At 67.5% G+C, this 22,347-nt stretch carries 21 protein-coding genes and 1 tRNA gene; 16 read left to right on the forward strand and 6 right to left on the reverse strand.

Annotated elements, in window-relative coordinates; all coding sequences use genetic code 11:
• The first annotated feature begins 20 nt into the window (after nucleotides 1-20).
• Nucleotides 21-94 (forward strand) — tRNA-Gly (locus tag AC1DVA_RS09635).
• A gap of 196 nt (nucleotides 95-290) precedes the next feature.
• Here the strand turns inward: AC1DVA_RS09635 and AC1DVA_RS09640 are convergent.
• Nucleotides 291-536, reverse strand: coding sequence for a hypothetical protein (locus tag AC1DVA_RS09640; protein ID WP_476805743.1), 246 nt, complete (start codon nucleotides 534-536; stop codon nucleotides 291-293).
• Between the two features lie 56 nt (nucleotides 537-592).
• On the opposite strand from AC1DVA_RS09640, the gene AC1DVA_RS09645 reads away from it, so the two are divergent.
• The 8 genes from AC1DVA_RS09645 to AC1DVA_RS09680 are packed head-to-tail and all read left to right on the forward strand — an operon-like array spanning nucleotide 593 to nucleotide 9,183.
• Nucleotides 593-1,360, forward strand: coding sequence for a flavin reductase family protein (locus AC1DVA_RS09645; protein ID WP_476805744.1), 768 nt, complete (start codon nucleotides 593-595; stop codon nucleotides 1,358-1,360).
• A gap of 22 nt (nucleotides 1,361-1,382) precedes the next feature.
• Entirely contained in the window at nucleotides 1,383-2,387 is a 1,005-nt protein-coding gene (locus tag AC1DVA_RS09650; protein ID WP_265053830.1) for an MsnO8 family LLM class oxidoreductase, read from the forward strand.
• A gap of 26 nt (nucleotides 2,388-2,413) precedes the next feature.
• The gene (locus AC1DVA_RS09655) at nucleotides 2,414-3,757 is read left to right on the forward strand and encodes an LLM class flavin-dependent oxidoreductase (protein ID WP_476805745.1); all 1,344 of its coding nucleotides are present in this window, start codon (nucleotides 2,414-2,416) and stop codon (nucleotides 3,755-3,757) included.
• 35 nt (nucleotides 3,758-3,792) lie between these two features.
• Nucleotides 3,793-4,329, forward strand: coding sequence for a GNAT family N-acetyltransferase (locus AC1DVA_RS09660; protein ID WP_265053832.1), 537 nt, complete (start codon nucleotides 3,793-3,795; stop codon nucleotides 4,327-4,329).
• 37 nt (nucleotides 4,330-4,366) lie between these two features.
• Nucleotides 4,367-6,166, forward strand: a complete 1,800-nt coding sequence (locus AC1DVA_RS09665) for an amino acid ABC transporter permease/ATP-binding protein (protein WP_476805746.1) — start codon at nucleotides 4,367-4,369, stop codon at nucleotides 6,164-6,166.
• A 32-nt stretch (nucleotides 6,167-6,198) separates the two neighbouring features.
• Nucleotides 6,199-7,131: an ABC transporter substrate-binding protein gene (locus AC1DVA_RS09670; RefSeq protein ID WP_476805747.1), complete on the forward strand. Its 933-nt coding sequence runs from the start codon at nucleotides 6,199-6,201 to the stop codon at nucleotides 7,129-7,131.
• 43 nt (nucleotides 7,132-7,174) lie between these two features.
• On the forward strand, nucleotides 7,175-8,110 hold the full coding sequence (locus AC1DVA_RS09675; protein ID WP_265053834.1) for an ABC transporter substrate-binding protein: 936 nt from the start codon (nucleotides 7,175-7,177) through the stop codon (nucleotides 8,108-8,110).
• A gap of 35 nt (nucleotides 8,111-8,145) precedes the next feature.
• Entirely contained in the window at nucleotides 8,146-9,183 is a 1,038-nt protein-coding gene (locus AC1DVA_RS09680; protein ID WP_476805748.1) for an LLM class flavin-dependent oxidoreductase, read from the forward strand.
• Between the two features lie 161 nt (nucleotides 9,184-9,344).
• Here the strand turns inward: AC1DVA_RS09680 and AC1DVA_RS09685 are convergent, their stop codons facing one another.
• Nucleotides 9,345-10,355 carry a DUF2891 domain-containing protein gene (locus AC1DVA_RS09685; RefSeq protein ID WP_476805749.1) on the reverse strand — a complete coding sequence of 337 codons (1,011 nt, stop codon included), beginning with the start codon at nucleotides 10,353-10,355 and terminating at the stop codon, nucleotides 9,345-9,347.
• Entirely contained in the window at nucleotides 10,352-11,278 is a 927-nt protein-coding gene (locus tag AC1DVA_RS09690) for a hypothetical protein (protein ID WP_476805750.1), read from the reverse strand. Before AC1DVA_RS09690 ends, AC1DVA_RS09685 begins: the two co-directional genes overlap by 4 nt.
• A 75-nt stretch (nucleotides 11,279-11,353) precedes the next feature.
• Between AC1DVA_RS09690 and AC1DVA_RS09695 the strand changes: the two genes are divergently transcribed.
• Nucleotides 11,354-12,283: a LysR family transcriptional regulator gene (locus tag AC1DVA_RS09695; RefSeq protein ID WP_476805751.1), complete on the forward strand. Its 930-nt coding sequence runs from the start codon at nucleotides 11,354-11,356 to the stop codon at nucleotides 12,281-12,283.
• Nucleotides 12,284-12,303: 20 nt separating this feature from the next.
• Here the strand turns inward: AC1DVA_RS09695 and AC1DVA_RS09700 are convergent, their stop codons facing one another.
• Nucleotides 12,304-13,275: a Bug family tripartite tricarboxylate transporter substrate binding protein gene (locus tag AC1DVA_RS09700; protein ID WP_476805752.1), complete on the reverse strand. Its 972-nt coding sequence runs from the start codon at nucleotides 13,273-13,275 to the stop codon at nucleotides 12,304-12,306.
• 202 nt (nucleotides 13,276-13,477) lie between these two features.
• Between AC1DVA_RS09700 and AC1DVA_RS09705 the strand changes: the two genes are divergently transcribed.
• The 4 genes from AC1DVA_RS09705 to AC1DVA_RS09720 all read left to right on the forward strand — a co-directional run bounded on the left by AC1DVA_RS09705 (nucleotide 13,478) and on the right by AC1DVA_RS09720 (nucleotide 17,942).
• Nucleotides 13,478-14,179, forward strand: a complete 702-nt coding sequence (locus AC1DVA_RS09705) for a GntR family transcriptional regulator (RefSeq protein ID WP_476805753.1) — start codon at nucleotides 13,478-13,480, stop codon at nucleotides 14,177-14,179.
• Nucleotides 14,169-15,086 carry a dihydrodipicolinate synthase family protein gene (locus tag AC1DVA_RS09710; protein WP_476805754.1) on the forward strand — a complete coding sequence of 306 codons (918 nt, stop codon included), beginning with the start codon at nucleotides 14,169-14,171 and terminating at the stop codon, nucleotides 15,084-15,086. The genes AC1DVA_RS09705 and AC1DVA_RS09710 overlap by 11 nt, the downstream gene beginning before the upstream one ends.
• A gap of 196 nt (nucleotides 15,087-15,282) precedes the next feature.
• On the forward strand, nucleotides 15,283-17,016 hold the full coding sequence (araD, locus tag AC1DVA_RS09715) for an L-arabinonate dehydratase (protein WP_476805755.1): 1,734 nt from the start codon (nucleotides 15,283-15,285) through the stop codon (nucleotides 17,014-17,016).
• A 2-nt stretch (nucleotides 17,017-17,018) separates the two neighbouring features.
• Complete coding sequence (locus AC1DVA_RS09720; protein WP_476805756.1) at nucleotides 17,019-17,942, forward strand: 3-hydroxyacyl-CoA dehydrogenase NAD-binding domain-containing protein; 924 nt, start codon at nucleotides 17,019-17,021, stop codon at nucleotides 17,940-17,942.
• Nucleotides 17,943-17,945: 3 nt separating this feature from the next.
• Here AC1DVA_RS09720 and AC1DVA_RS09725 read toward each other — a convergent pair whose 3' ends face one another.
• Together AC1DVA_RS09725 and AC1DVA_RS09730 are read right to left on the reverse strand one after the other, a co-directional pair.
• Nucleotides 17,946-19,340 carry a DUF2793 domain-containing protein gene (locus AC1DVA_RS09725; RefSeq protein WP_476805757.1) on the reverse strand — a complete coding sequence of 465 codons (1,395 nt, stop codon included), beginning with the start codon at nucleotides 19,338-19,340 and terminating at the stop codon, nucleotides 17,946-17,948.
• An 86-nt stretch (nucleotides 19,341-19,426) separates the two neighbouring features.
• The gene (locus tag AC1DVA_RS09730) at nucleotides 19,427-20,164 is read right to left on the reverse strand and encodes an aspartate/glutamate racemase family protein (RefSeq protein ID WP_476805758.1); all 738 of its coding nucleotides are present in this window, start codon (nucleotides 20,162-20,164) and stop codon (nucleotides 19,427-19,429) included.
• Between the two features lie 209 nt (nucleotides 20,165-20,373).
• Between AC1DVA_RS09730 and AC1DVA_RS09735 the strand changes: the two genes are divergently transcribed.
• The gene (locus tag AC1DVA_RS09735) at nucleotides 20,374-20,748 is read left to right on the forward strand and encodes a VanZ family protein (protein ID WP_476805759.1); all 375 of its coding nucleotides are present in this window, start codon (nucleotides 20,374-20,376) and stop codon (nucleotides 20,746-20,748) included.
• 145 nt (nucleotides 20,749-20,893) lie between these two features.
• Nucleotides 20,894-22,336 carry an undecaprenyl-phosphate glucose phosphotransferase gene (locus AC1DVA_RS09740; RefSeq protein ID WP_476805760.1) on the forward strand — a complete coding sequence of 481 codons (1,443 nt, stop codon included), beginning with the start codon at nucleotides 20,894-20,896 and terminating at the stop codon, nucleotides 22,334-22,336.
• The last annotated feature ends 11 nt before the right edge of the window (nucleotides 22,337-22,347 follow it).

Consider the following 22,347-nt stretch of genomic DNA (forward strand, 5'->3'; position numbering starts at 1 on the left):
TAGGGAATTTGGCCGCTGATGCGGGTGTAGCTCAATGGTAGAGCAGCAGCCTTCCAAGCTGAATACCCGGGTTCGATTCCCGGTACCCGCTCCAACTTCCTGCATCGTCGCCAATTTTCAGCCGTGAGTACGGTCTGACGGCACTCCGCAATCGATGCAGCGGCCCATCGAGCAGCTCATTTCGGATCAGGCTTTCTGACGCCGCTGCGGCGGACAAACGGAATTCTCCCGGCAGACGGCCCCGCCATGGCGCTTCCACCTACGGCCAGCCCGATCTTTGAAAAGCTGTTTCATTGACCGCAGCCCCCTTCACGGAAACAATCGAAGTATCGAGCGATATTCGTTTCGCTCCTTCGCGGGATTTGCTGGAGCAGCTTGCGCCGCGTCAACAACGCTAAAAGCACCACGATGAAATCGTGGGCTCCGAAGCACGGAGACACGCCGGCGATGCCGATGACATGCACGGTCAATTCTGTCGCGCCGCTGCGCAGGCGATGTTCCTGACGGCGTGCCGGCGCCGCTGAGCGCCCGACCACTTCCTTTCCCGGTCTCGTTTTCCCTGCAACGCCGGCCTCCCGGCGAAGGAGGACTCATGTCCCGAGCCGCCACCACCGGCAGCCCCGGAACGCGCCACCCGCCCTCGACCGCCAACAGCGGCGGCCAGATCGTCCAGCTGCCAAGGCGCGGCAGCCATCCGCCGATCCACCGGGCGCCCGCGCCCGGCACCCCCGATCCGCAGTCCCCTTCAGAGGTTTCCATGGCGCTCGTCTCGCTCGCTTCCCAGGCCCCGCATGCTGTCGGCAGGTCGCCGGCGCGCGTCGAGCCGGCCCTCAACGAGCTGGGAGGCGAGTTCCGTTCGGCGCTGCGTCATCTCGCCGGCGGCGTCTCCGTCATCACCACGGGGCGCGGAGAAGACCGGACTGGCCTCACCGTGACGTCGCTGTCCTCGCTTTCGGCCGAGCCACCGACCGTGATGTTCGGGCTCAACCTGTCGTCCTCCACCTTCCCCGTGCTGAAGCGCCATCGCAGCTTCGGCGTGAACTTCCTGACCGCCGCGCAGAAGGAGGTCGCCGACCGCTTCGCCGGCCGCAACGGCGAGAAGGGCCCCGCCCGCTATGCCGAAGCGCGGTGGAACGAAGGCCGCACCGGAGCGCCGCTGCTCGAAGGCGCATTGGCCGCGCTCGATTGCGAGCTGGAAGAGCTGATCGAGCGGCACTCGCACGCCATCGTCATCGGACGGGTGCGCGAGGTCAGGTTCGGCCGCAACGACGCCGCCCTCCTCTACTGGCGCGGCGACTACGAGCGGCTCGGCTGGATGGCCGAGGAAGCCCGCACCGCGCTCGGCCTCCGCTCCCTCTGACACACTCCCACGGCACCCCGACATGACCTACAGCCTCAGCCTGCTCGACAAGAGCCCGATCCTCGAAGGCGAAACCGCCGTAGCGGCTCTCCAGCGCACCACGACCCTTGTCCAAACGGCCGAAAGGCTCGGCTATCGCCGCTTCTGGCTGGCCGAGCATCATGATTTCCCCGGCCTTGCCAGCTCGGCGCCCGAGGTGCTGGCCGCCTATCTGCTGGCGCGCACCCAGCGCATCCACATCGGCACCGGTGGCGTCCTGCTGCCGCATTACAGCCCGTACAAGGTCGCCGAGATCTTCAACCTGCTGGCTTCGCTGGCGCCGGGTCGCGTCGATCTCGGCATCGGCAAGGCGCCCGGCGGCCTGCCTCTGTCGACCAAGGCCCTTCGCGTCCTGCACGACCCGGCGCGCTCGCCGTCGTTCGAGGCCCTGCTGGATGAGCTCGACGCTTTCCTGGCCCCGCCATCCGAGACACCCGGCCCTCAGGAGAAGGCCCGCGCCTTCCCGATGCCGCCCGCGACGCCGGAGCGCTTCCTGCTCGGCGCGAGCCCCGACAGCGGCCGCCAGGCCGGCGAGCGCGGCTGGCAGTTCGTCTTCGCCGGCCACCATAACGGCGACCCGAAGGCGATCGAAGCCAGCCTCGAAGCCTACACCAAGTCCGGCGGCTCATCCGCGCCTCTGCTTGCCGTTGCGGCCTTCGCCGCCCCGACTACCGAGGAGGCGCTGAGCCTCACGGAGAACCATCGCGTCGTCCGGCTCACGCTCGACAACGGCCAGAACCTCAATCTCGGCAGCGAGGAGCAGGCGGCGGAATATGCCCGCCAGGCCGGCGCGGCCTCCTACCGCACCGAGATCCGCACGCCGCACGTTCTCGCCGGCACGCCCGAGCAGGTGCGCCGCGAGCTGGATGCCCTGCACGCCCGCTTCGGCATCGCCGAGTTCATCATTGAAACGCCGGGCGCCCTCACCGCCAAGCGCCTCGCCTCCGTCACGCTGCTCGCCGGCGAGACGCCGGCGCTGGCGGCCTGATCCGCTCTTTTCGAAAGGACGCTCGCATGTCCCGCACCCGCCTCACCTTCGGCCTGATGCTCCAGGGCGCCGGCAGCCACATGAACGCCTGGCGCCACCCGAGCAACCCGCCGGACGCCAGCGTCAATCTCGACTTCTTCATCCGCAATGCCCGCAAGGCCGAGGAGAACGGCATCGCCTTCGCCTTCGTCGCCGACGGGCTCTACATCAACGAGAAGTCGATCCCGCATTTCCTCAACCGCTTCGAGCCGCTGACGATCCTCTCGGCGCTGGCCACGAGCACCAGCAAGCTTGGCCTCGTCGGCACGGTTTCGACCTCCTACAGCGACCCCTTCACGATCGCCCGGCAATTCGCCTCGCTCGACCTGCTCAGCGGTGGGCGCGCAGGCTGGAATGCGGTGACCTCGCCGCTGGAGGGCTCCGGCCGCAACTACAGCCGCCCGCATCCAGAGCACGCGCTACGCTACGAGATCGCACATGAATATCTCGACATCGCCAAGGGTCTCTGGGATTCCTGGGATGACGACGCCTTCCTCCGCGACCGCGAGAGCGGCCGCTTCTTCGACCGCGAGAAGCTGCACGCGCTCAACTACAAGGGCCGCTTCTTCCAGGTCGAAGGGCCGCTCAACATCCAGCGCTCGCCGCAGGGCCAGCCGGTGATCTTCCAGGCCGGCGCCTCCGATGCCGGTATCGGCCTCGCCGGCCGCCATGCCGACGCCGTCTTCGCCAACCACGTCCCGCTCGAGGAGGCGCAGAGCTTCTACCGCAGCATCAAGACGAGCGCGGTCGCCCATGGCCGCTTGGCTGAGGACGTCAAAGTTTTCCCGAGCGCAGGGCCTATCGTCGGGCGCACGCAGGCCGAGGCGGAGGAGAAGTACCGGGCGATCCGCGACCTGATCTCGATCGAGGATGCACTCGCCTATCTCGGCCGCTTCTTCGACCATCACGACTTCAGCGCCTATCCGCTCGACGCGCCCTTCCCGGAGCTCGGCGAGATCGGCAAGAACAGCTTCCGCTCAACCACCGACCGCATCAAGCGCAACGCCGCCCTGAAGGGCCAGACGCTGCGCGAGGCCGCGCTGGAAGCCGCGACGCCGCGAACGGACTTCATCGGCTCGGCCGAGGATGTCGCCGACAGGTTGATCGAGCGTGTCGAGACGCAAGCCGCCGATGGCTTCATCCTCGGCTTCCCGGTGATCGCCCAGGGTCTCGACGATTTCGTCGAGCTTGTCATCCCGGTGCTGGAAGCGCGCGGCGTCTACGACCGCACCTTGCCGGGCGCGACCCTGCGCGACCATCTCGGCTTAGGCCGTCGCGAGAGCCGCTACGCGGTCCCGTCGGATGCGCCCTTCACTCGCCGCGCCGGCTGAGCCGCCCCGCAACGATCTCACGGAAAGGCTCAGCCATGGCCGACGCATTCCTCTACACCACCCCGCTCGATCCGCTCGCCCAGCCGCTGGTCGAGCAGCTCACCTGGGAATACGCCAGCCGCTACGGCGACTATTTCGGCGAGGCGCCCGGTGCCGAGATGAGCCGCTATCCGGCCGAGCTCTTCGCCCCGCCGGACGGCAACTTCGTCCTGCTGCTGCGCGACGGCCGGGCCATCGCCGGCGGCGCCTTCAAGCGCTACGACGAGCGCACCGCCGAAATGAAGCGCATCTGGACCCATAGCGATTTTCGCCGCCAGGGCCTCGCACGTCGCATCGTCATCGAGCTGGAATTGCAGGCCGTGCGGCAGGGCTACGGCAGGATCTTCCTGACCACCGGCTTCCGCCAGCCGGAGGCCAAGGGGCTCTATCTGGAAACGGGCTACACCCCGCTCTTCGACGTCTCGGTCGATCCGGAGACTTACGGCAAGCTGCCTTTTGAGAAGGAGCTCTCCGTCGCGCCGGCTGCGCTGTCGCGACCGCCGGATACTCGCTCGTCGCTCAGCGCTGCCTGACGGCCCGCTCCCTCTCTCACAATAACAAGAGCCAGCCATGACCCTCGCCAGCGACTTCGCGGGCCTGCCCGCGCACGCCCAGACCCCGGCGCCGAACCGCGACTTCAGCCGCTACCGCATCGTTCCGGCTCGTTATCCGGCGCGCATCATCGGCACCATCTTCGCAGGCGTCGTGCTCTTCGCCGTCCTGAACTCGGTGCTTGCGAACCCGCGCTGGGGCTGGGACGTCTTCGCCGAATGGTTCTTCGCCGAGCCGGTGCTGGCCGGGCTCGGCCGCACGCTGCTGCTCACCCTGCTCGGCACGGTCTTCGGCTTCCTGCTGGGCACCGGGCTAGCGCTGGCGCGGGTCTCCGGCTCGCCGCTGCTCGCCTCGCTGTCCTGGGGTTATGTCTGGCTCTTCCGCTCGATCCCCCTGATCGTGCTGCTGCTGATCCTGAACAATCTCGGCTATCTCTACAGCACGGTCTGGCTCGGCATCCCCTTCACCGAGATCACCTTCGCCTCCTGGTCGACGACGCAGCTGATCACGCCCTTCCTCGCCGCCGTGCTGGGGCTGACGCTCAACGCTGCCGCCTTCTCCTCCGAGATCGTCCGCGGCGGCATCCTCTCGGTCGACCAGGGGCAGCTGGAAGCCGCTGCCGCGCTCGGCCTGCCGCGCCGCCGCCAGGTCTCGCGCATCGTGCTGCCGCAGGCGATGCGGTCGATCCTGCCGACCGCCTTCAACGAGGTCATCACCCTCGCGAAAGGCACCAGCCAAGTCTACATCCTCGCGCTGCCGGAGCTGTTCTACACGATCCAGGTCATCTACCGGCGCAATCTGGAGGTGATCCCGCTGCTGATGGTGGCGACGGTCTGGTATCTCGTCATCCTCAGCGTCCTCTCCTTCGTCCAGCATCATATCGAGCGCTATTATTCGCGTGGCGCCCTGCGCAACCCGCCCCCTTCGGTGATCGACAGGGCGCTGCGCTGGCTCGGCCGCAGCCGCGTCCCGGCAGCAGCAGGCAACGGTTTTGCCTCCCCGGCACAGGCGCCGGCCGCGAACGGGGCAACTTCGCTCTCCACGCTCTCCCGGCGCAGCGGCGGCGAGATCCGCATCAGCCACATCTCGAAGAGCTTCGGATCGCTCAAGGTGCTCGACGATGTCAACCTCGCGCTGCGTCCCGGCAGCGTCACCGCGATCATCGGCCAGTCCGGCTCCGGCAAATCGACCCTGCTGCGCTCGATCAACCATCTGGAGCGGGTGGACGAAGGCTTCATCGCCATCGACGGCGAGCTGATCGGCTACCGGCAGGACGGCGAGACGCTGTACGAGTTGAAAGAGAAGGACATCCTGACCCGGCGCGTCGACGTCGGCATGGTCTTCCAGAACTTCAATCTCTTCCCGCACCTGACCGCGATCGAGAACATCGTCGAGGCGCCGGTGACGGTGCGCGGGCTCTCCCGCGAGCAGGCCCTGGCCGAGGCCCGCGAGCTCCTCGCCCGTGTCGGCCTGGCCGAGAAGGCCGATGCCTATCCGCGCCAGCTCTCCGGCGGCCAGCAGCAACGCGTCGCCATCGCCCGCGCCCTCGCCTTGCGGCCGAAGGTCCTGCTCTTCGACGAGCCAACCTCGGCGCTCGATCCGGAGCTGGTCGGCGAAGTGCTCGACGTCATCAAGGAGCTCGCCCGCTCCGGCACGACCCTCGTCATCGTCACCCACGAGATCGGCTTCGCCCGTGAGGTCGCCGACCAGGTCGTCTTCATGGAAGCCGGGCGCATCCTCGAAACCGGCACTCCCGCCCAGGTCTTCGGCAATCCCCATCACCTCCGCACCCGCGAATTCCTCGCCAAGGTGCTCTGACCTTCCGCCCACGCCAGACAAGGAATCCGACCATGATCACGCGACGCGATTCACTGAGCCTCCTCGCCGGCGCCGCCTCGGCTGCCATCCTCCCCGCCCGCACTTTTGCCCAGCAGGCGATCGACCTCTCGCCCGAGYAGGCGGGACGTCCGCGCGCACAGATCGACGAGGCCGCGATCAAGCTCATCGCCAAGGACGCCAAGTTCGTGAAGGACGGCGTCTTCACGATCGCGAACACCGCGGGGCGCCTGCCCTTCGGCAGCTACGCCAACGACACCCGGACGATCATCGGCTCCGAGCCCGATATCGGCCAGCTCATCGCCGATGCGCTCGGCCGCAAGCTCGAGGTCCTGCCGACCGCCTGGGCCGACTGGCCGCTCGGCGTCACCTCCGGCAAATACGACGCCGTCATCTCCAACGTCACCGTCACCGAGCAGCGCAAGGAGAAGTTCGACTTCTCGACCTATCGCAAGGATTTGCTCGGCTTCTACGTGAAGAAGGACAACGAGATCGTCATCCGCGAGCCGCGCGACGTCGCCGGCCTCAAGATCATCGTCTCGGCCGGCACCAATCAGGAGCAGATCCTGCTGCGCTGGAACGAGGCCAATATCAAGGCGGGGCTCAAGCCGGTCGAGCCGCAATATTACGACGACGACGTCGTGCTCTATCTCGCGCTCGAATCCGGCCGCGCCGACGCCTATCTCGGCCCCAACGCATTGTTGAGCTTCAAGGCGGCGCAGGAGGGCAAGACCCGGCTCGCCGGCAATTTCTCGGGCGGCTGGCCGGTTCTCGCGGAGATCGCGGTGACGACCCGCAAGGGCGCCGGCCTCGCCGACGCGATCACCCACGCGCTCAACGGCCAGATAAAGAACGGCAACTACGCCAAGGCGCTCGCCCGCTGGAACCTCTCGGCCGAGGCGATCGAGGAATCGCGCACCAACCCGCCCGGCCTGCCGAAAGCCTGATCGCCCGCGACCGGCCGCACTTTTTCAAGAACTGGAGATCACCATGGTTCCGCGACGGACTCTCCTGTCGCTTCTCGTCGGTGCGCTCGGCGTGGCGGGTCTCTCGCCCGCCTTCGCCCAGCAGGCGCCTTTCGACCTCGGCCCCGAACAGACCGGCCGCATCCGCGCCGAGAAGGACCCGGCAGTCGTCGCCGCGGTCCCTAAGGGCTTCAAATTCGTCGAGCCCGGCATCTTCACGGTCGGCATCAGCCCGGGCGGGCCGCCGCTTGCGACCTATGCCACGGATGCGAGGACCGTGGTCGGCGCCGACCCGGACTTCGCCCAGCTCATTGCCGACAGCCTCGGCCTGAAGCTCAACCTCGTGCCGCTCGCCTGGGCCGACTGGCCGCTCGGCCTGACCTCCGGCAAATACGACGCCGTCATCTCCAATGTCGGCGTCACCGAACAGCGCAAGGAGAAGTTCGACTTCTCGACCTATCGCCAGGGCCTGCACGGCTTCTTCGTCAGGGCCGACAGCAAGGTCGCCAGCATCAAGGAGCCGAAGGATGCGGCCGGCCTGAGCTTCAGCGTCGGCGGCGGCACCAATCAGGAGCGCATCCTGGTCGAATGGAGCAAGAGCAACGTCGCCGCCGGCTTGAAACCGCTGGAACTGCAGCTTTTCGACGATGAAGCCGCACGCCTCGTCGCGCTGCGCGGCGGCCGGGTCGATGTCATCGTCCAGCCCCATGCCCAGCTCGTCTTCGTCGCCGCCCGCGACAAGGACATCAAGCGCGTCGGGACGCTCAGCGCCGGCTGGCCGCTGAAATCCGACGTCGCGATCACCACGCGCAAGGGCAGCGGCCTCGTCGATGCGCTGACGCTCGCCACCAACAACCTCATCGCCAACGGCAAATATCGCCAGCTGCTCGCACGCTGGAGCCTCGAAGAGGAAGCTCTCGAACGCTCCGAGACCAATCCACCCGGCCTGCCCAAGTACTGAGCCTGCGCAAATACTGACATGACGAAACGACTGACATGACGAAACTCTCGATCAGGCAGATCGCCTTCCTGACTCCCGGCAACTACGACGATGTCGATCCGCGCGCCGGGCTCGAAGACACGCTCAGGCTCTTCGAGCACGGCGAGGCGCTCGGCTTCGACAGTGCCTGGGTGCGCCAGCGCCATCTCGAACCCGGCGTGTCCTCGGCGGCGACCTTTCTCGCCGCCGCGACACAGCGGACCCGCCGGATCGGGCTCGGCACGGCGGTCATCCAGATGGGCTACGAGAACCCGTTCCGGCTGGCGGAGGACCTCTCGCTGGTCGATGTCCTCTCCGGCGGCCGGCTGAACGTCGGGCTCAGCGCCGGGCCGCCGCCCTTCAGCAAGCTGCTGGGCGATCGCTTCTTTGACGGCGATCCGGCGGCGATCGACTTCTCGCATGACCGCGTCGCCCGGCTCGCGGCCAATATCGCCGGCGAGTGGCTCGGCGATCCCGAGACGCGCATCACCTCGGCCGCCGGCGAGCATCGGCCCCGGCTGCGACCGCATGCCCCCGGACTGCGCCAGCGGCTCTGGTATGGCGGCGGCTCGCTGCGCTCGGCGCGCTGGGCCGCCGAGACCGGTTTCCAGCTGCTCGTCGGCAACATCAACACCGGCGAGGAAACGAATGACTTCTTCGAGACGCAAAGGCGCCATATCGAAACGTTCCGCGAGCTTTGGCGCGGCGAAGGAACACCGCGCATCGCCGTCGGCCGGGTCATCGTCCCGCTCGACGGTGCCGATTCGGCAACCCGGCAGCGCTATCGCGACTACGCCGCCAGCCGCCATGCCCGCACCCTCGCCCCGCAGGGCGAGCGGCGGACGCTGTTCGCGCCGGATCTGGTCGGCACCGCGGCCGAGCTGATCGAAAAGCTCGCGGCTGACCCGATCCTGCCGCTCGTCGACACGCTGCGGCTGGAGCTGCCGTATAATTTCCGCATCGAGGATTACCGCCAGATCATCGGCGATTTCGCTAGGCTGATCGCTCCGGCGCTCGGCTGGCGCGGAGGAGCGGAGCTGAAGGGCGCCGCCTGACCGGTCTGGAGCGTCCTAACTATTCTCGGAACCGCGGCGTCATCCCGCGCTTGCCCCGGGATCCATCGGAGGGCTCCGAAGCCCCACGATGGATCCCGGATCGGCGCTGCTTTGCAGCTTGTCCGGGATGACGCCCGGTTTCCATCAGAACTCGCCCTGCCCTAGCGCTCCTCGATCGCGAGCACGGCGAAGGTGGCAAGCCAGTGCTCGCCCATATAGTCGCCCGCGATATGAGGCAGTCCGGCCTCGAGATGACGCCGCGCAGCGTCCTCGATGATGGGGCGTCGCGCATCGTCCGGCGGAAGGGCCGCGGCGAGCGCACCCCAGCACCACGCGCGGCTGAGATTGAGGCCGTCGAGATGCGCGATCTTGCCGTCGGTGCGATCCGTCACAGTCGCCGGCTTGAACAGGATCGTCGGCTCGCTCCGCACGAGGCGCGGCAGGAAACGCTCGAACCACGGCAGGAACGCGTTCGGTAGCATCAAGCGGCGCATGCACTCCGCCTCGATCAAGGCGGATGACTGGAAGTCGTCGCCGCTCGGCTCGCCCCAGGCCGGGCAATCGACATCCGCCCCGTACCAGCGCAGCGCCGTCTCGCGCAGCAGCGTCAGGAACGCGCCGTCATCGGTCGACGCCGCATAGTCGGCCGCCATGCGCAGGCCGAAGGCTGTATTGAAATGGGTGCCGACGCGCACCGGATAGGTCGCGATCGGCAGGAAGTCACGGAAGCGCTGGGCGAAGACTTCAGCGAGCGGCGCCAGCGCCCTGCCCCAGCGGCCGTCGTCGAGCCCTTTCAGCTCCGCGGCGAGCTTTAGCAGCCAGCCCCAGCCATAGGGCCGCTTGAAGCCGCGCGCGGTCGGCGCGGCGAGATAGGCGCATTCGATCGCCACCTTGTCCACAACGAGCTGCGCGTCGAACAGCGCCCTGATCTCGGCGGCTGCTTCCATCTTCGGATAGCGCCGCAGCAGGCGGGCCAGCATCCAGTAGCTGTGCACGCAGGAGTGCCAGTCATAGCTCCCGTAGAAGACTGGATGGAGCTCGCTCGGCGTGCGCGCATCCTGCGGCCCGGCCAGCGTATGGTCCGGCTTGTTCGGATATTCCCGGCGGACATGGCCGAGCGCGATCCGGGCGAAGCGGACGGCAATCTCTTCGGTCAAGGCGGAAGCGGTCATGGCTTGGCTGTCTCCGGTTCGGCCCGGCGCATCAGGAAGGCGATCAGGCGTGGGGTCATGTAGATCGGAAACTGCGTCGCCGCGAAGAAAAGCGCCATCGTCGGCGAGGTCGCTGCTCCCATCGCGGACCAGACCAGCCCGACATTGCGGTTGCCGAGGGTCAGCCCGACGGTGAGGCGTTCGCCGAGGCTTCCGGGCGTCAGGACGACGCCTAGCGCCTGCAGCGCGAGGTTGCAGGCGAAGGCCAGCGCGACGCAGGACAATGCCAGCGCCGGGTCCGCCTCGATCTGGGCGCGCACCCCGGCCATCGTCGCGACTGCGAAGACCAGCAAGGCTCCGAAAACGGCTGCATCGACCGCCGCGCCGGTCCGGGCCAGCGCCCGCCTGGCGTAGTGGCGCAGCAGCCCTGCGACCGCTGCGGCTCCGGCGGTCAGGATGAATAGGCGCAGCGCCAGCTCATAGGGATCGAAACCGATTCCGCCGAGCCACTGACCGAGAAGCGGAACCGTCAGCGGCGCAAGCGCCATCGACAGCAAGGTCACGGCCAACGGCAGCGTTGGATCGAAGCCGAGCAGGCGCGCCACCGCCGCGTTTCCCCCGGATGGCGGCGCGCAGACGGAAAGCACCATCGCCAGTGCTAGGTCGGGGCTAAGTCCAGCGCCCCTCGCCGCCGACGTCACCAGCAACGGGCAGACCAGCATCACCATCGCCGGCAGGAAGAGCGAAAGGCGCGGCTGCCGCAGCGTGCGCAGAAAGGCGCTGCCGTCGACCCTGAGCAAGGTGCCGAGAACGATCACGAAGATCGCGACAGCCATGGCCGGACGCGCGGTCTCGGCCAGGGCCGGAAGCGCGATGCCGGTGAACACACCGAAGATCAGCAATGTCGGTCCGCGTGGGATGTAACGCGCAAACGGGAAGGACATCGCACCTGCCGGCAGACCGAGAAGCTCGGGGCAGATCTAGAGGCGAATAGAACATCGTTGAAATCGATTGTTTATATGACCATCATTGGCAGCATGAATTTAGCGGCGGTAGATCTCAACCTGCTCGTGGCGTTCGAGGCGCTGATCGAGGAGCGGCACGTCACGCGCGCAGCCAGCCGCATCGGGCTGGCGCAACCCTCGATGAGCAGCGCCTTGCGGCGCTTGCGCGAGCTGTTCGACGACGAGCTGTTCCTGCGCACCGCGACCGGCATGCATCCGACCGAGAAGGCCCTGGCATTGGCACGGCCGATCGGTGCCGCGCTCGAGCATATCCGGGGAGCGCTCGCGCCGCGGCAGGGTTTCGACCCCGCCACGTCGAAGCGGCGTTTCGTCATCGCCGTGACGGACTATGGCGATCTCGTCGTCGTGCCCGCTTTGGTCAAACGGCTGCGGCGGGAAGCTCCGGGCATCGATCTGGCCGTGCGGCCGATCACCGATGCGCGCGATGCCGTGGCAAGGCTGGAGCGGGGAGAGCTCGATGCGCTGGTCGGCGGCCACCTACCGGATTCGGCGACGGGCATGCGCCGGCGCCTGATCGAGGAGCGCTTCGTCTGCATCCGCGACGCTGCCCATGCCGCAGGATCGGCGGCGCTGAGCCTGAGCGACTACGCCGCCCTGCCGCATGCCTTGTTCTCGGCAGAAGGTGGCGACGGCCTACCGAGCGCGATCGATTCCGCGCTCGATGCGGCCGGGCTGAAGCGCCGCGTCGCCATCACCCTGCCCCATGTGGTGGCGGTGCCCTTCGCGGTGGCCGGGACCGATCTGGTGGCGACGATGGCCGAGCGGGTCGCGCGCCGTTTCGCGGCCGGCGCGGGCGTCGCGGTGTCGCCGCTTCCCTGCAAGGTCCCCGCTTTCGACATCGACCTGCTGCACGCGCGGCGCGCGCTATCGGACCCGGCCCTGCGCTGGTTCACGGATGCGATCGCCGCAGCCGCCGCCCCATAGGCGCAGCATCGCGACCAAGCTCACTCGATCTTCACATTCGCCTTCTGCGCCACCTCGGCCCAGCGCTTCGTCTCGGAGGCGATATGCGCGGTAAACTGCTCCTGGCTCGATCCGACCGGGTCGACGCCGAGCTTCCTGAGCTGCTCGATCACCGCCGGCTCCTTCATGATCGCCTGCGTCTCGATCGAGAGCTTGGTGACGATCTCCTTCGGCACGCCCGAGGGCGCGAAGAAGCCGTGCCAGGAGCTGGCGTCGTAGCCCGGAATGAACTCGGCCAGGGCCGGCAGGTCCTTGGCGACCTCCAGTCGCTTCGGCGTCGCCGTCGCGAGCGCCCTGATCTTGCCGTCCTGCACATGCGGCCAGGCGATGGTGATGTTGTCGAAGGTGATCTGGATCTGGCCGGAGAGCAGGTCCTGCGTCACCTGCCCGCTCGAACGGTAGGGCACATGGGCCATGTCGGTGCCGGTCGCGACCTTGAATAGCTCGGCCGCCATATGGGTCGAGGTGCCCGCTCCGGACGAGCCGAAGGAATACTTGCCCGGATTCTTCTTCAGAAGGTCGATCAGCTCCGGCATCGTCTTGGCCGGCAGGTCGATATTGACCATGAGGATGTTCGGCACGCTCGCCACCTGCGAGATCGGCGCGAAATCCTTGATGTGGTCGAAGGGCAGCTTGGCGTAGACGGCCGGGTTGATCGCATGGGTCGAGACCGTGCCCATGGTCAGCACGTAGCCGTCCGCCGGGGCGCGGGCTACGGCGGCGACGCCGGTGTTGCCGCCTGCTCCGGCGCGGTTCTCGACGATGAATTTGCCGCCGAGGCGCGCGCCGAGCCGGTCGGCCAGGATGCGCCCGAGCAGGTCGGTCGTGCCGCCCGCGGCGAAGGGCACGACGATGGTCACGACCTGGCCGCCGGGATAGCCGCCCTGCGCGAAGGCAGGGCCTGCCGCGGCCAGGCCAGCGGCAACCATCATCGTTCTGCGTGTGATACTCATTGGTTTCGTTCCTCCCGGAGGCGGAAATGCCGCCTTGCGCCTCATGAGCGGGCGCTTGTCACGATCGATAGCACAGGATCGCGAGATTGAAATCTGAAATTTCAGATTGCCGTCTAAACCTGATTGTGCTGTTTAATTGCCGACGTTGCTGCGTGGAAGCCGGATCGCGCGGATTTCCGGCCTCGCCATCCTGGAAGGACGAATGCTGCAGGCCGCCATCGAACCCGTCGCGCCCGATCTGCTGCGCTCCCTGCGCGAGCATGTGCATGAGCGCCTTCGCCGCGCAATCGTCGCCGGGCGCTTCCGCCACGGCGAGCGCCTCAACGAGCGCCATCTCGCCGAGATGCTCGGCGTCAGCACCACCCCGGTGAAGGACGCGATCCGCAAGCTCGAGAGCGAAGGGCTGGTCCGAACCGAGGCGCGCAGGGGCGTCTTCGTCGAGTTCTCGGCCCGGCAGGCAATGGAGATGGCGCTTTGCCGCGCCGCACTCGAAAGCGTCATGGCGCATATCGCCGCGAACCGCCTGTCCCAGGGTGGCGAAGCCGAGCTCGCCAGGCTCGTCGCCAAGATGGAGCAGGCGACGGAGCACGGCGCGCTCGAGGATCTGGTCGCGCTCAACGAGGCCTTTCATCGCGCGATCCATCGCATCTCGGGCTGCCCCTATCTGGAGGGCCGCCTCGACGGCCAGCGCATGTATGACCATGCCCAGCGCATCGCGCTGCATTCGCAACCGGCCGAGCGCCGCCGGGGCTTCGAGGAACACCGCGCCATCTATGTGGCGCTCGCGGCGCGCGATCCTTCGCGGGCCGAACTCACGATGCGCCGTCACATCGTCCGCTCGGCGAAGGCCCATGTTCGGCTGGTCTTCGGCGCGTATGCGGAAGGACTGGACTATGACGAATGACAAGTTGCGGGCCGCGCTGCGCGGCATTTCCGGCGTTCATGTCACCGCCTGGAAGGCCGATGGGGAGGCCGACTGGGCGCTGACGGGCAGGATCGTCCGGCGCGTCGCCGAAGCCGGCATCCACAACATCGTCTCGGCCGGCAATACCGGCGAATTCTACCCGATGACGACCGCCGAGGTGGAGCGCTCACACGCCGTTGCAGCCGAGGCTTCCGCCGGCAAGGCGCTGGTCACGGCGGGCATCGGCCGCTCCCTGCGCGAGGCGATCGCGACCGGCAAGCTCGCGGCCAGGGCCGGCTGCGACGCGGCGATGGTGCATCACCCGCTCGACCCCTTCGCCGCCCCGCAATCCCAGGCCGATTACATCCTTGCCATCGCCGAGGCGCTGCCGCTCCCGCTCGTCGCCTATATCCGCTCCGACGCGATCGGCGTGAAGGACCTGATCCGCGTCGCCACCCATCCGAACGTCTCGGGCGTGAAGTTCGCTTCCACCAACATGATGCTGCTCGCCGACTGCGTGCGCGAGACCGAGGGCACCTCGGCCAACTGGATCTGCGGCCTCGCCGAGGGCTGGGCCGCCCCCTTCTATGCGCTGGGCGCGCGGGGCTTCACCTCGGGATTGATCAATGTCGTGCCCGAACGCTCGCTCGCCGTCTGGCGTGCGCTCGAGGCCGGCGACTACGAGACGGCCCGTCGCGAGGTCGATGCCATCGCCGGCTTCGAGAAGCTGCGCACGAAATATGGCAACGGCGCCAATGTGACGGTGGTCAAGGAAGCGCTCGGCCTGCTCGGCACCGATGTCGGCCCGGTCCGCCTGCCGGGCCTGCCGGAGCTCAACGAGTCCGAGCGTGCGGAGCTGCGCGGCATCGTCTCGGGCTGGGGTGCCGTGAAGGCCGCGGCCGAGTAGGCTCTCCGTCTTTCCGGGGCTTCGCGTAGCGAAGAGCCCGGAACCATGAACACTGGCGGCGCAGGATTTGCGCTGCCATCGCCGCGCCCGTCCTCATGGCTCCGTGTTCATGGGTTCCGGGCTCGGCCCTGCGGGCCGCCCCGGAATGACCGAGAGGTTCGCGCGCCAACAACACCGGGAATTCGAGGAAACGCCCATGCCGACCCGCCCCCACAAGACGCCCGAGACCCTGCGCAGCTGGCGCTGGTTCGGGGCGAGCGACCTGCGCTCCTTCGGGCATCGCTCGCGCGCGCTGCAGATGGGGTTCGGCCATGAGGAGTTCGTGGGCAAGCCGGTCATCGGCATCATCAACACCTGGTCCGAGATCAACCCCTGCCACACCCATCTGCGTGACCGCGCCGAGGCGGTGAAGCGCGCGGTCTGGGCCGCCGGCGGTTTCCCGATCGAGATCCCGGTGATGTCGGTTTCGGAGCAATATCAAAAGCCTACGACGATGCTCTACCGCAATTTCCTGGCGATGGAGACGGAGGAATCGATCCGCTCGCACCCGCTCGACGGCGCCGTGCTGCTCGGCGGCTGCGACAAGTCCACGCCCGCGCTGATCATGGGCGCCTGCAGCGCGGGCCTGCCCTTCATCTTCGTGCCGGCCGGGCCGATGCTGCGCGGCAACTGGGCCGGCAAGGTGCTCGGCTCCGGCGCCGATGTCTGGAAATACTGGGCCGAGAAGGAAGCCGGCAACATCACCGACGGCCAGTGGAAGGACATGGAGAGCGGCATCGCCCGCTCCTACGGCACTTGCATGGTGATGGGCACCGCCGCGACCATGATGAGCCATGCCGAGGTGCTCGGCCTCACCCTGCCCGGCGCCTCCGCCATCCCCGCGGCCGACGCCGCCCATCCGCGCATGGCGGCAGCCGCGGGCAAGCGCATCGTCGAGATGGTCTGGGAAGACCTGACGCCCGACCAGATCCTGACCCGCAAGAGCTTCGAGAACGCGCTGACCGTCCACATGGCCGTCGCCGGCTCCACCAACGCGATCATCCATCTTGTCGCCATGGCCGGCCGCGCCGGCGTGCCGCTGACGCCTGATGATTTCGACGCCTTCTCGCGCAACGTTCCGGTCATCGCGAACCTGCGCCCCTCCGGCGATTTCCTGATGGAGGATTTCTTCTATGCCGGCGGCCTGCCCGCCCTGCTGAAACAGTTGGAGAGCAAGCTCCATACCGATGCGATGACCGTCACCGGCAAGCCGCTGGCCGAGACGATCGCGCTCGCCAATATCTATGACGACAATGTCATCCGCCCGCTCGACAGACCCGTATCGACCGCCAACGGCCTCGCCGTATTGAAGGGAAACCTCGCCCCCGATGGCTGCGTCATCAAGCCCTCGGCCGCCGAGCCCCGCCTGCTCAAGCATTCCGGCCCGGCGCTCGTCTTCGAGGATTATGACGCGATGATGCGGGCCGTGAACGACGAGAGCCTCGACGTCACCGCCGACCACATCATGGTGCTGAAGAACTGCGGCCCGGTCGGCGGTCCCGGCATGCCGGAATGGGGTATGCTGCCGATCCCGAAGAAGCTGCTGAAGCAGGGCGTGCGCGACATGCTGCGCATTTCCGACGCCCGCATGTCCGGCACCAGCTACGGCGCCTGCATCCTGCATGTCGCGCCGGAAGCCTATATCAAGGGGCCGCTCGCCGCGGTGCGGACGGGTGACATCATCAGCGTCGACGTCGAGGCCCGCAGCATCTCGGTCGCGCTGACGGATGCTGAGATCGCCGCCCGCCTAGCGAACTGGTCTCCGCCCGATCGCGATTATCCGCGCGGTTGGGGCAAGATGTCGGCCGCCCATATCCGCCAGGCCGACAAGGGCTGCGATTTCGACTATCTGGAAGGCACCGCCAAGGTGCCGGAGCCAGAGATCCATTGACGATGCAGGATATTCGCGACATCGGGCGCGTCGCCATCATCGGCGCCGGCCTGATCGGCAGCAGCTGGGCCGCACTCGCCATGGCGCACGGGCTGAACGTTTCCGCCTACGACCCCGCTCCCGGGGCTGGCGAGAAGTTTCGTCAGGCGGTCGAGCGCGCCCGGCTCCAGCTCGCCGAACTCGGCCTTGCCAACACCGGCCAGTACAGCTTCACCCACGATCTCGACGAAGCCCTGCACGAAGCCGATTTCGTCCAGGAGAACGGCCCCGAGAACGAGACGATGAAGCGGGAGCTTCTGGTGCGTCTCGACGCCGCGCTTCCAGCGGGCATCATCATCGCCAGCAGCACCTCGGCGCTGCTGCGCAGCACCATCGTCGCCGACTGTCGTGACAAGCGCCGCGTCATCGTCGCGCATCCGTTCAATCCGCCGCATCTCGTCCCGCTGGTCGAGATCGTCGGCGAGGATGAGGCGGTCGTTGCGCGAGCCGTCGCGTTCTACCGCAGCCTGGACCGGCGCCCGGTCGTTCTCCAGCGCGAGATGCCCGGCCACGTCGCCAATCGCCTGGCCTCGGCGCTCTATCGCGAGGCGGTCTATCTGGTCGAGCAAGGGGTGGCGAGCGTCGCCGAGATCGACGCCGCGCTCTGCAACGGCCCCGGCCTGCGCTGGGCGCTGATGGGCCCGCACATGACCTATCATCTCGGCGGCGGCGAAGGCGGCATTGCCGGCTACCTCGCCCATCTCGGCCCGAGCCAGGAGCGCCGCTGGCAATCTCTCGGAAATCCCTCGCTCGACCAGGAGGTTCAGCGCCGGATCGTCGACGGCATTGCCGAGGAAGCGGCGGGGCGTTCGATCGCGGAGCTGGAGGAGCGCCGCGACGAAGGGCTGCTCGCCCTGCTGCGCTCCCGCAAGCTCGTCAGCGAGTAAGCGTCACAGCTCGGCGTCGAAGGCGATGGCGTCGAAAGCCGCCCGCACCCGGCCGAGCGCCTGCGCCGTGACATAGGCATAAGCGCGCTCCGGCGATTGCACGAGGACGCCGTGATCGGCACCCTGCACATTGATCTCCTGCGAGACGGCGAAGGCGACGCTCGGCGTCACCCGCATCGACACCGGCAATCCGATGCTCTGGCGCGATGCAGCGGCGCCAGCCTGATAGGCATCGATCAGCACCTGCCCGTCGGGGCGCCAATGATAGCGCCGGCACAGCATCTGCTCGACGGTGAGCGGGCGCGCCACCCAACCCGTGGCGATCCGGCCGCGTTCGAGCTTGATCCGCGCGAAGCTGACGGCGCCGGCGCTCGGAGATAGCCGGATCTGGAGCGCTCCCGTATCGCCCACGGCCGGCGTCAGCGTCAGCGACCGGCGGCCGGTACCCGCAGCGATGGTGCCGGTCTGGCTGCCGATCGCGACGGAGAGACTGCCACCGGCCAACTCCTCGACTGACAGCGTCAACGGCAGGCCGGCGAAGGACGACAGGCCCCACAGCGCCGGCTCGACCGGCTGGACGATGGCTCCGGAGCTCAAGGTGACGGTGAAGCCGCTGAGCGAGAGGTTGGCGCCGCCCGTCGCAGCCTTCCAGCGATCGAAGCCATAAGCGCCCGCCGCCAGCACCCCACCGGCGAAGCCACGCTGGTTGATCGCCATGTCGCCATTGACCAGCAGGTTCTGCCCGCCGGCCCAGGGCGAGCCCGGCAATGCGACGCCGCCGGTCGCGCGGTCGATGGCGAGCGCATCGTGCCAAGCCGAACCATCTGCGCTGACCTTGACGCGAAAATCGTCGTCGCCGGCAAGGCCGAACTCGGCCCGCCCCGACCAGTTGCTCTGAAACAGCAAGCTGGCCGTATTGCCCGCGCCGGCCTTGTTCAGCTTCAGCCGGTGGTCGCTGCCCGCATGGTTGAACAGGCTGGCTTCGGACGAGACGGTGAGCCGATTGGTTGCGTCGGCCGTTGCGTTCACGCCCCAGCGCTCGGCGCCGAGACCGCTGAGCGGGCTGGCGCGGCGCCATTCCGTGCCGGTCCAGAGATTGTGCTCGGCCTCATCGGCCACCCAGGTCTGCCAGCCGCTGCGCGGCGTCAGGAAAGTCCAGCCGCCATCCTCGAAGAGCGCGATCTGATCGGCCCGCCCCGCAAAGGCGCCGGTACCGCCGGGCGGCACGATATAGGCGGACAGCTCGGTCGGTGAAGCCGGCGGCGCGGCTTGCGTCCGGCTGTCGACGACGAGATGGATCAGCGCGTCCAGGCGCATCAGCGCGTCATTATGGGTGACATGCTTCTGCGCCTGGCCGGCGGCGAGCAGCGGCAGCGAAAGTCTGGGCGTGTCGGTCATGGGGCCTCGCGGGAGGGGCGCAGCGCTATGCTGCGGCGAGGCCGGATTATCCGGCGATACGGATCACCGGGGATAAGTCGGCTGCTTCAGCCGAAGCGGCGCGGCCTCAGGCCGGCATGGAACCAGCTGATCAGCGAGTAGATGTCGTAGACCGGCAGCCCCGTCGCCGCCTGCACATCGGCGGCATAGGGCGGCATGTTCGTGCATTCGAGCACGATCGCGCCAACCTCGGGATGCCCCGCCACGAGATCGAGCGCCGCCTGCACCACATCCTGCCGGGCGAGCTCGATATCCATGTCGTCCTTCTCGGCCTTGATCAGCACGCGGAAGAACTCGCGCCCGTTCTCGGTCCCCGCGATCGGCGTGTCGAGCGGCACCGCGGCCGCCTCGAGATGTGCCGGCGTCAGGCTCGCGGCCGAGACGGTGACGACCCCGACGCGCTTGCCCGGCGGCAGCATCGCCTGCACCCAGGGCACCTGCATCAGCGACGAGGTCGCGACCGGCACGCCGACCGCCGCGGCAAGCTCGCGCTGGAACAGCGAGAGGAAGCCGCAATTGGTGGTGATCGCCTCGGCGCCAAGCCGAACCAGATCGCGCGTGGCCTCGACGAAATCCGGCAGCAGCCCCGCCGCTCCCTTCAGCACGACCTTCTCGGGACTTGCCCCACCGACGACGCGATAGAGCACCGGGAAGGGCCAGGTGGTGCCATTGCCCATATCGCCGGGAATGCGCGGAAACCGCGCCTCCAGCATCAGTATGCCCAGCGGCACGCCGTAGATCGCCTTGCCGCCCCGCGCGATCCGCGCCGCCGAATCACCCACCATGAAACCTCCCCCGCTCCGGCCGGCATGTTATCCTCGCGCCGGCGCGCCAGCCATCAACTCCCGGGCGAAGGCGCCGCCGATCTCGCCTGTGCCATTGCTTCGCCGTTTTCACCCCGCCATAAGGGCGCAGCCGGGCCTCGGCGCGGCACGATTCTTCCAGTGCTGGCCCACATCTTGCTGAACGTCGCGCCAGCCTTCGGAGCTCCGGTTTGAACGCCTCCCTCGACAAGCTACGCCGTTGCGCCATCATCACGGGCTGGATCGCCCTGCTCGTGATCATCGGCTCGACGCTCTCGCCGATAGACGCCCGGCCCCATCTCTCGGAGCTGGGACCGGATGCCGAACGCTTCCTTGCCTATCTTGCCGCCGGTGCCTTGCTGACCTTCGCCTATCCGCGCCAGCGCTGGCTCGTGCTGCCCGGCCTGGTCGCTCTGGCGGCCGGTCTGGAGTGGCTGCAGACCCTGGAAATGTCCCGTCACGGCATGCCCCATGACGCGCTGGTGAAGATCGCCGGCGCTCTTGTCGGCGCCGCAATGGCAAGTTCTTTCGAATATATGGTCCGGCGCTTCCGCAGCGTCGCCTAAGCTTTGACCGCCCCGATGCCTCGATCCGGTTCAAACGCCGGCGGCATACGCTTTGCCACTTAGCCTTCATTACGGATCCGACGCGATGCCATGTTCCAAAGCGGGACATGCATCGGCCGCGCGGATCGGATCAGAAGGTTGGGATATGAGCGTCAACAATCTGGACGGTGCGCTGCTGGCGACGCCCCAAAACCACCCCCGACTCTGGCGGTATTGGCTCGGCCCCTCCACCGCGGCGAGCGACGCGCTCATCGTCGGCACTCTCGTCTATGCGGCGTCGGTCATCTATCATCTCGCAGTTCAGGGCGAGTTTGGAATCGATGGCGCGACGCCGGAACTGGCGGCCATGCTGACGACGATCTTTGTCTTCATCAATCTGATGCAGGGGCGCTACCAGCTCGGCAACTACCTCTCGCCGCGTGGGCAGATCGCATCGGCCTTCGTCGTCTGGAACATCACGATGGTCGCGTTCCTGGCGTTGATCTTCCTCGCCAAGATCGCCGATCACTATTCGCGCACCGTGATCCTCGCTACCTATCTCGCCGGCATTCCCGTCATCGCGCTGTCGCGCTCGCTTCTTGTCCAATGGGTCGCTGCGGGCAGCAAGGCCGGCCGGATCACGGCCGAGCGCGTCTTCCTGATCGGGCGTGAAGAGAACGTCATGTCCTTCGTCGCCCGGCACAAACCCTGGCATGTCGGCTTCGCGATCGTCGATGTCGCGTTCCTGAAATCGAGCCAGGATGGCAATCCGGCGGACATGGCGGCCGATCTGGCCGCCGCCGCGGCGAATTGCCGGGCCAGGCAGCCCGATGCCGTCTTCATCGTCCTGCCCTGGTCCGAGCAGAAGACGATCGAGGCCTGCGTCGGCGCCTTCACCAATCTCCCGGTCGCCATCCATCTTGCGCCCGAGCCGATCATGGAGCGTTTTGAAACGCCGCATATCGTTCGCACCGGCTCGTTTTCGAGCCTGCGCCTGACGCGCCGGCCGCTATCGGGGGCAGAAATCACCGCCAAGCGCGCCTTCGACGTCGTCGCGGCCTCCCTGGGCCTCGTCCTGACCTTGCCGCTCCTCATCATGATCGCAGCCCTGATCCGGCTCGACTCGCCCGGCCCCGTCCTCTTCCGCCAGCGGCGCTATGGTTTCAACCAGCAGGCATTCCGCATCTTCAAGTTCCGGACGATGACCACCACCGACGACGGCCAGGTCGTGGTCCAGGCCAGGCGCAACGATGTCCGCATCACCAGGGTCGGCCATGTGCTGCGGCGCTACAATCTCGACGAGCTGCCGCAGCTCCTGAACGTCATTGCCGGCAATATGTCTTTGGTCGGCCCGCGCCCGCACGCGCTTGCCCATGACGTCGAGTTCCAGCGCAGGATCGCCAATTACGCACGCCGCCACAACGTCAAGCCGGGCATCACCGGCTGGGCCCAGGTGAACGGCTTCAGGGGCGAAACCGATACGGACGAGAAGATGGCCAAGCGCGTGGCCTACGATCATTGGTACATCGACAACTGGTCGTTCTGGCTCGACGTCGCGATCCTCTTCCGGACCGTCTTCAGCCGAAAAGCCTTCGCCAACGCGCGCTGAAGCCTTCCGAG

The sequence above is a fragment of the Allobosea sp. P4_C6 genome (genome assembly GCF_056402015.1).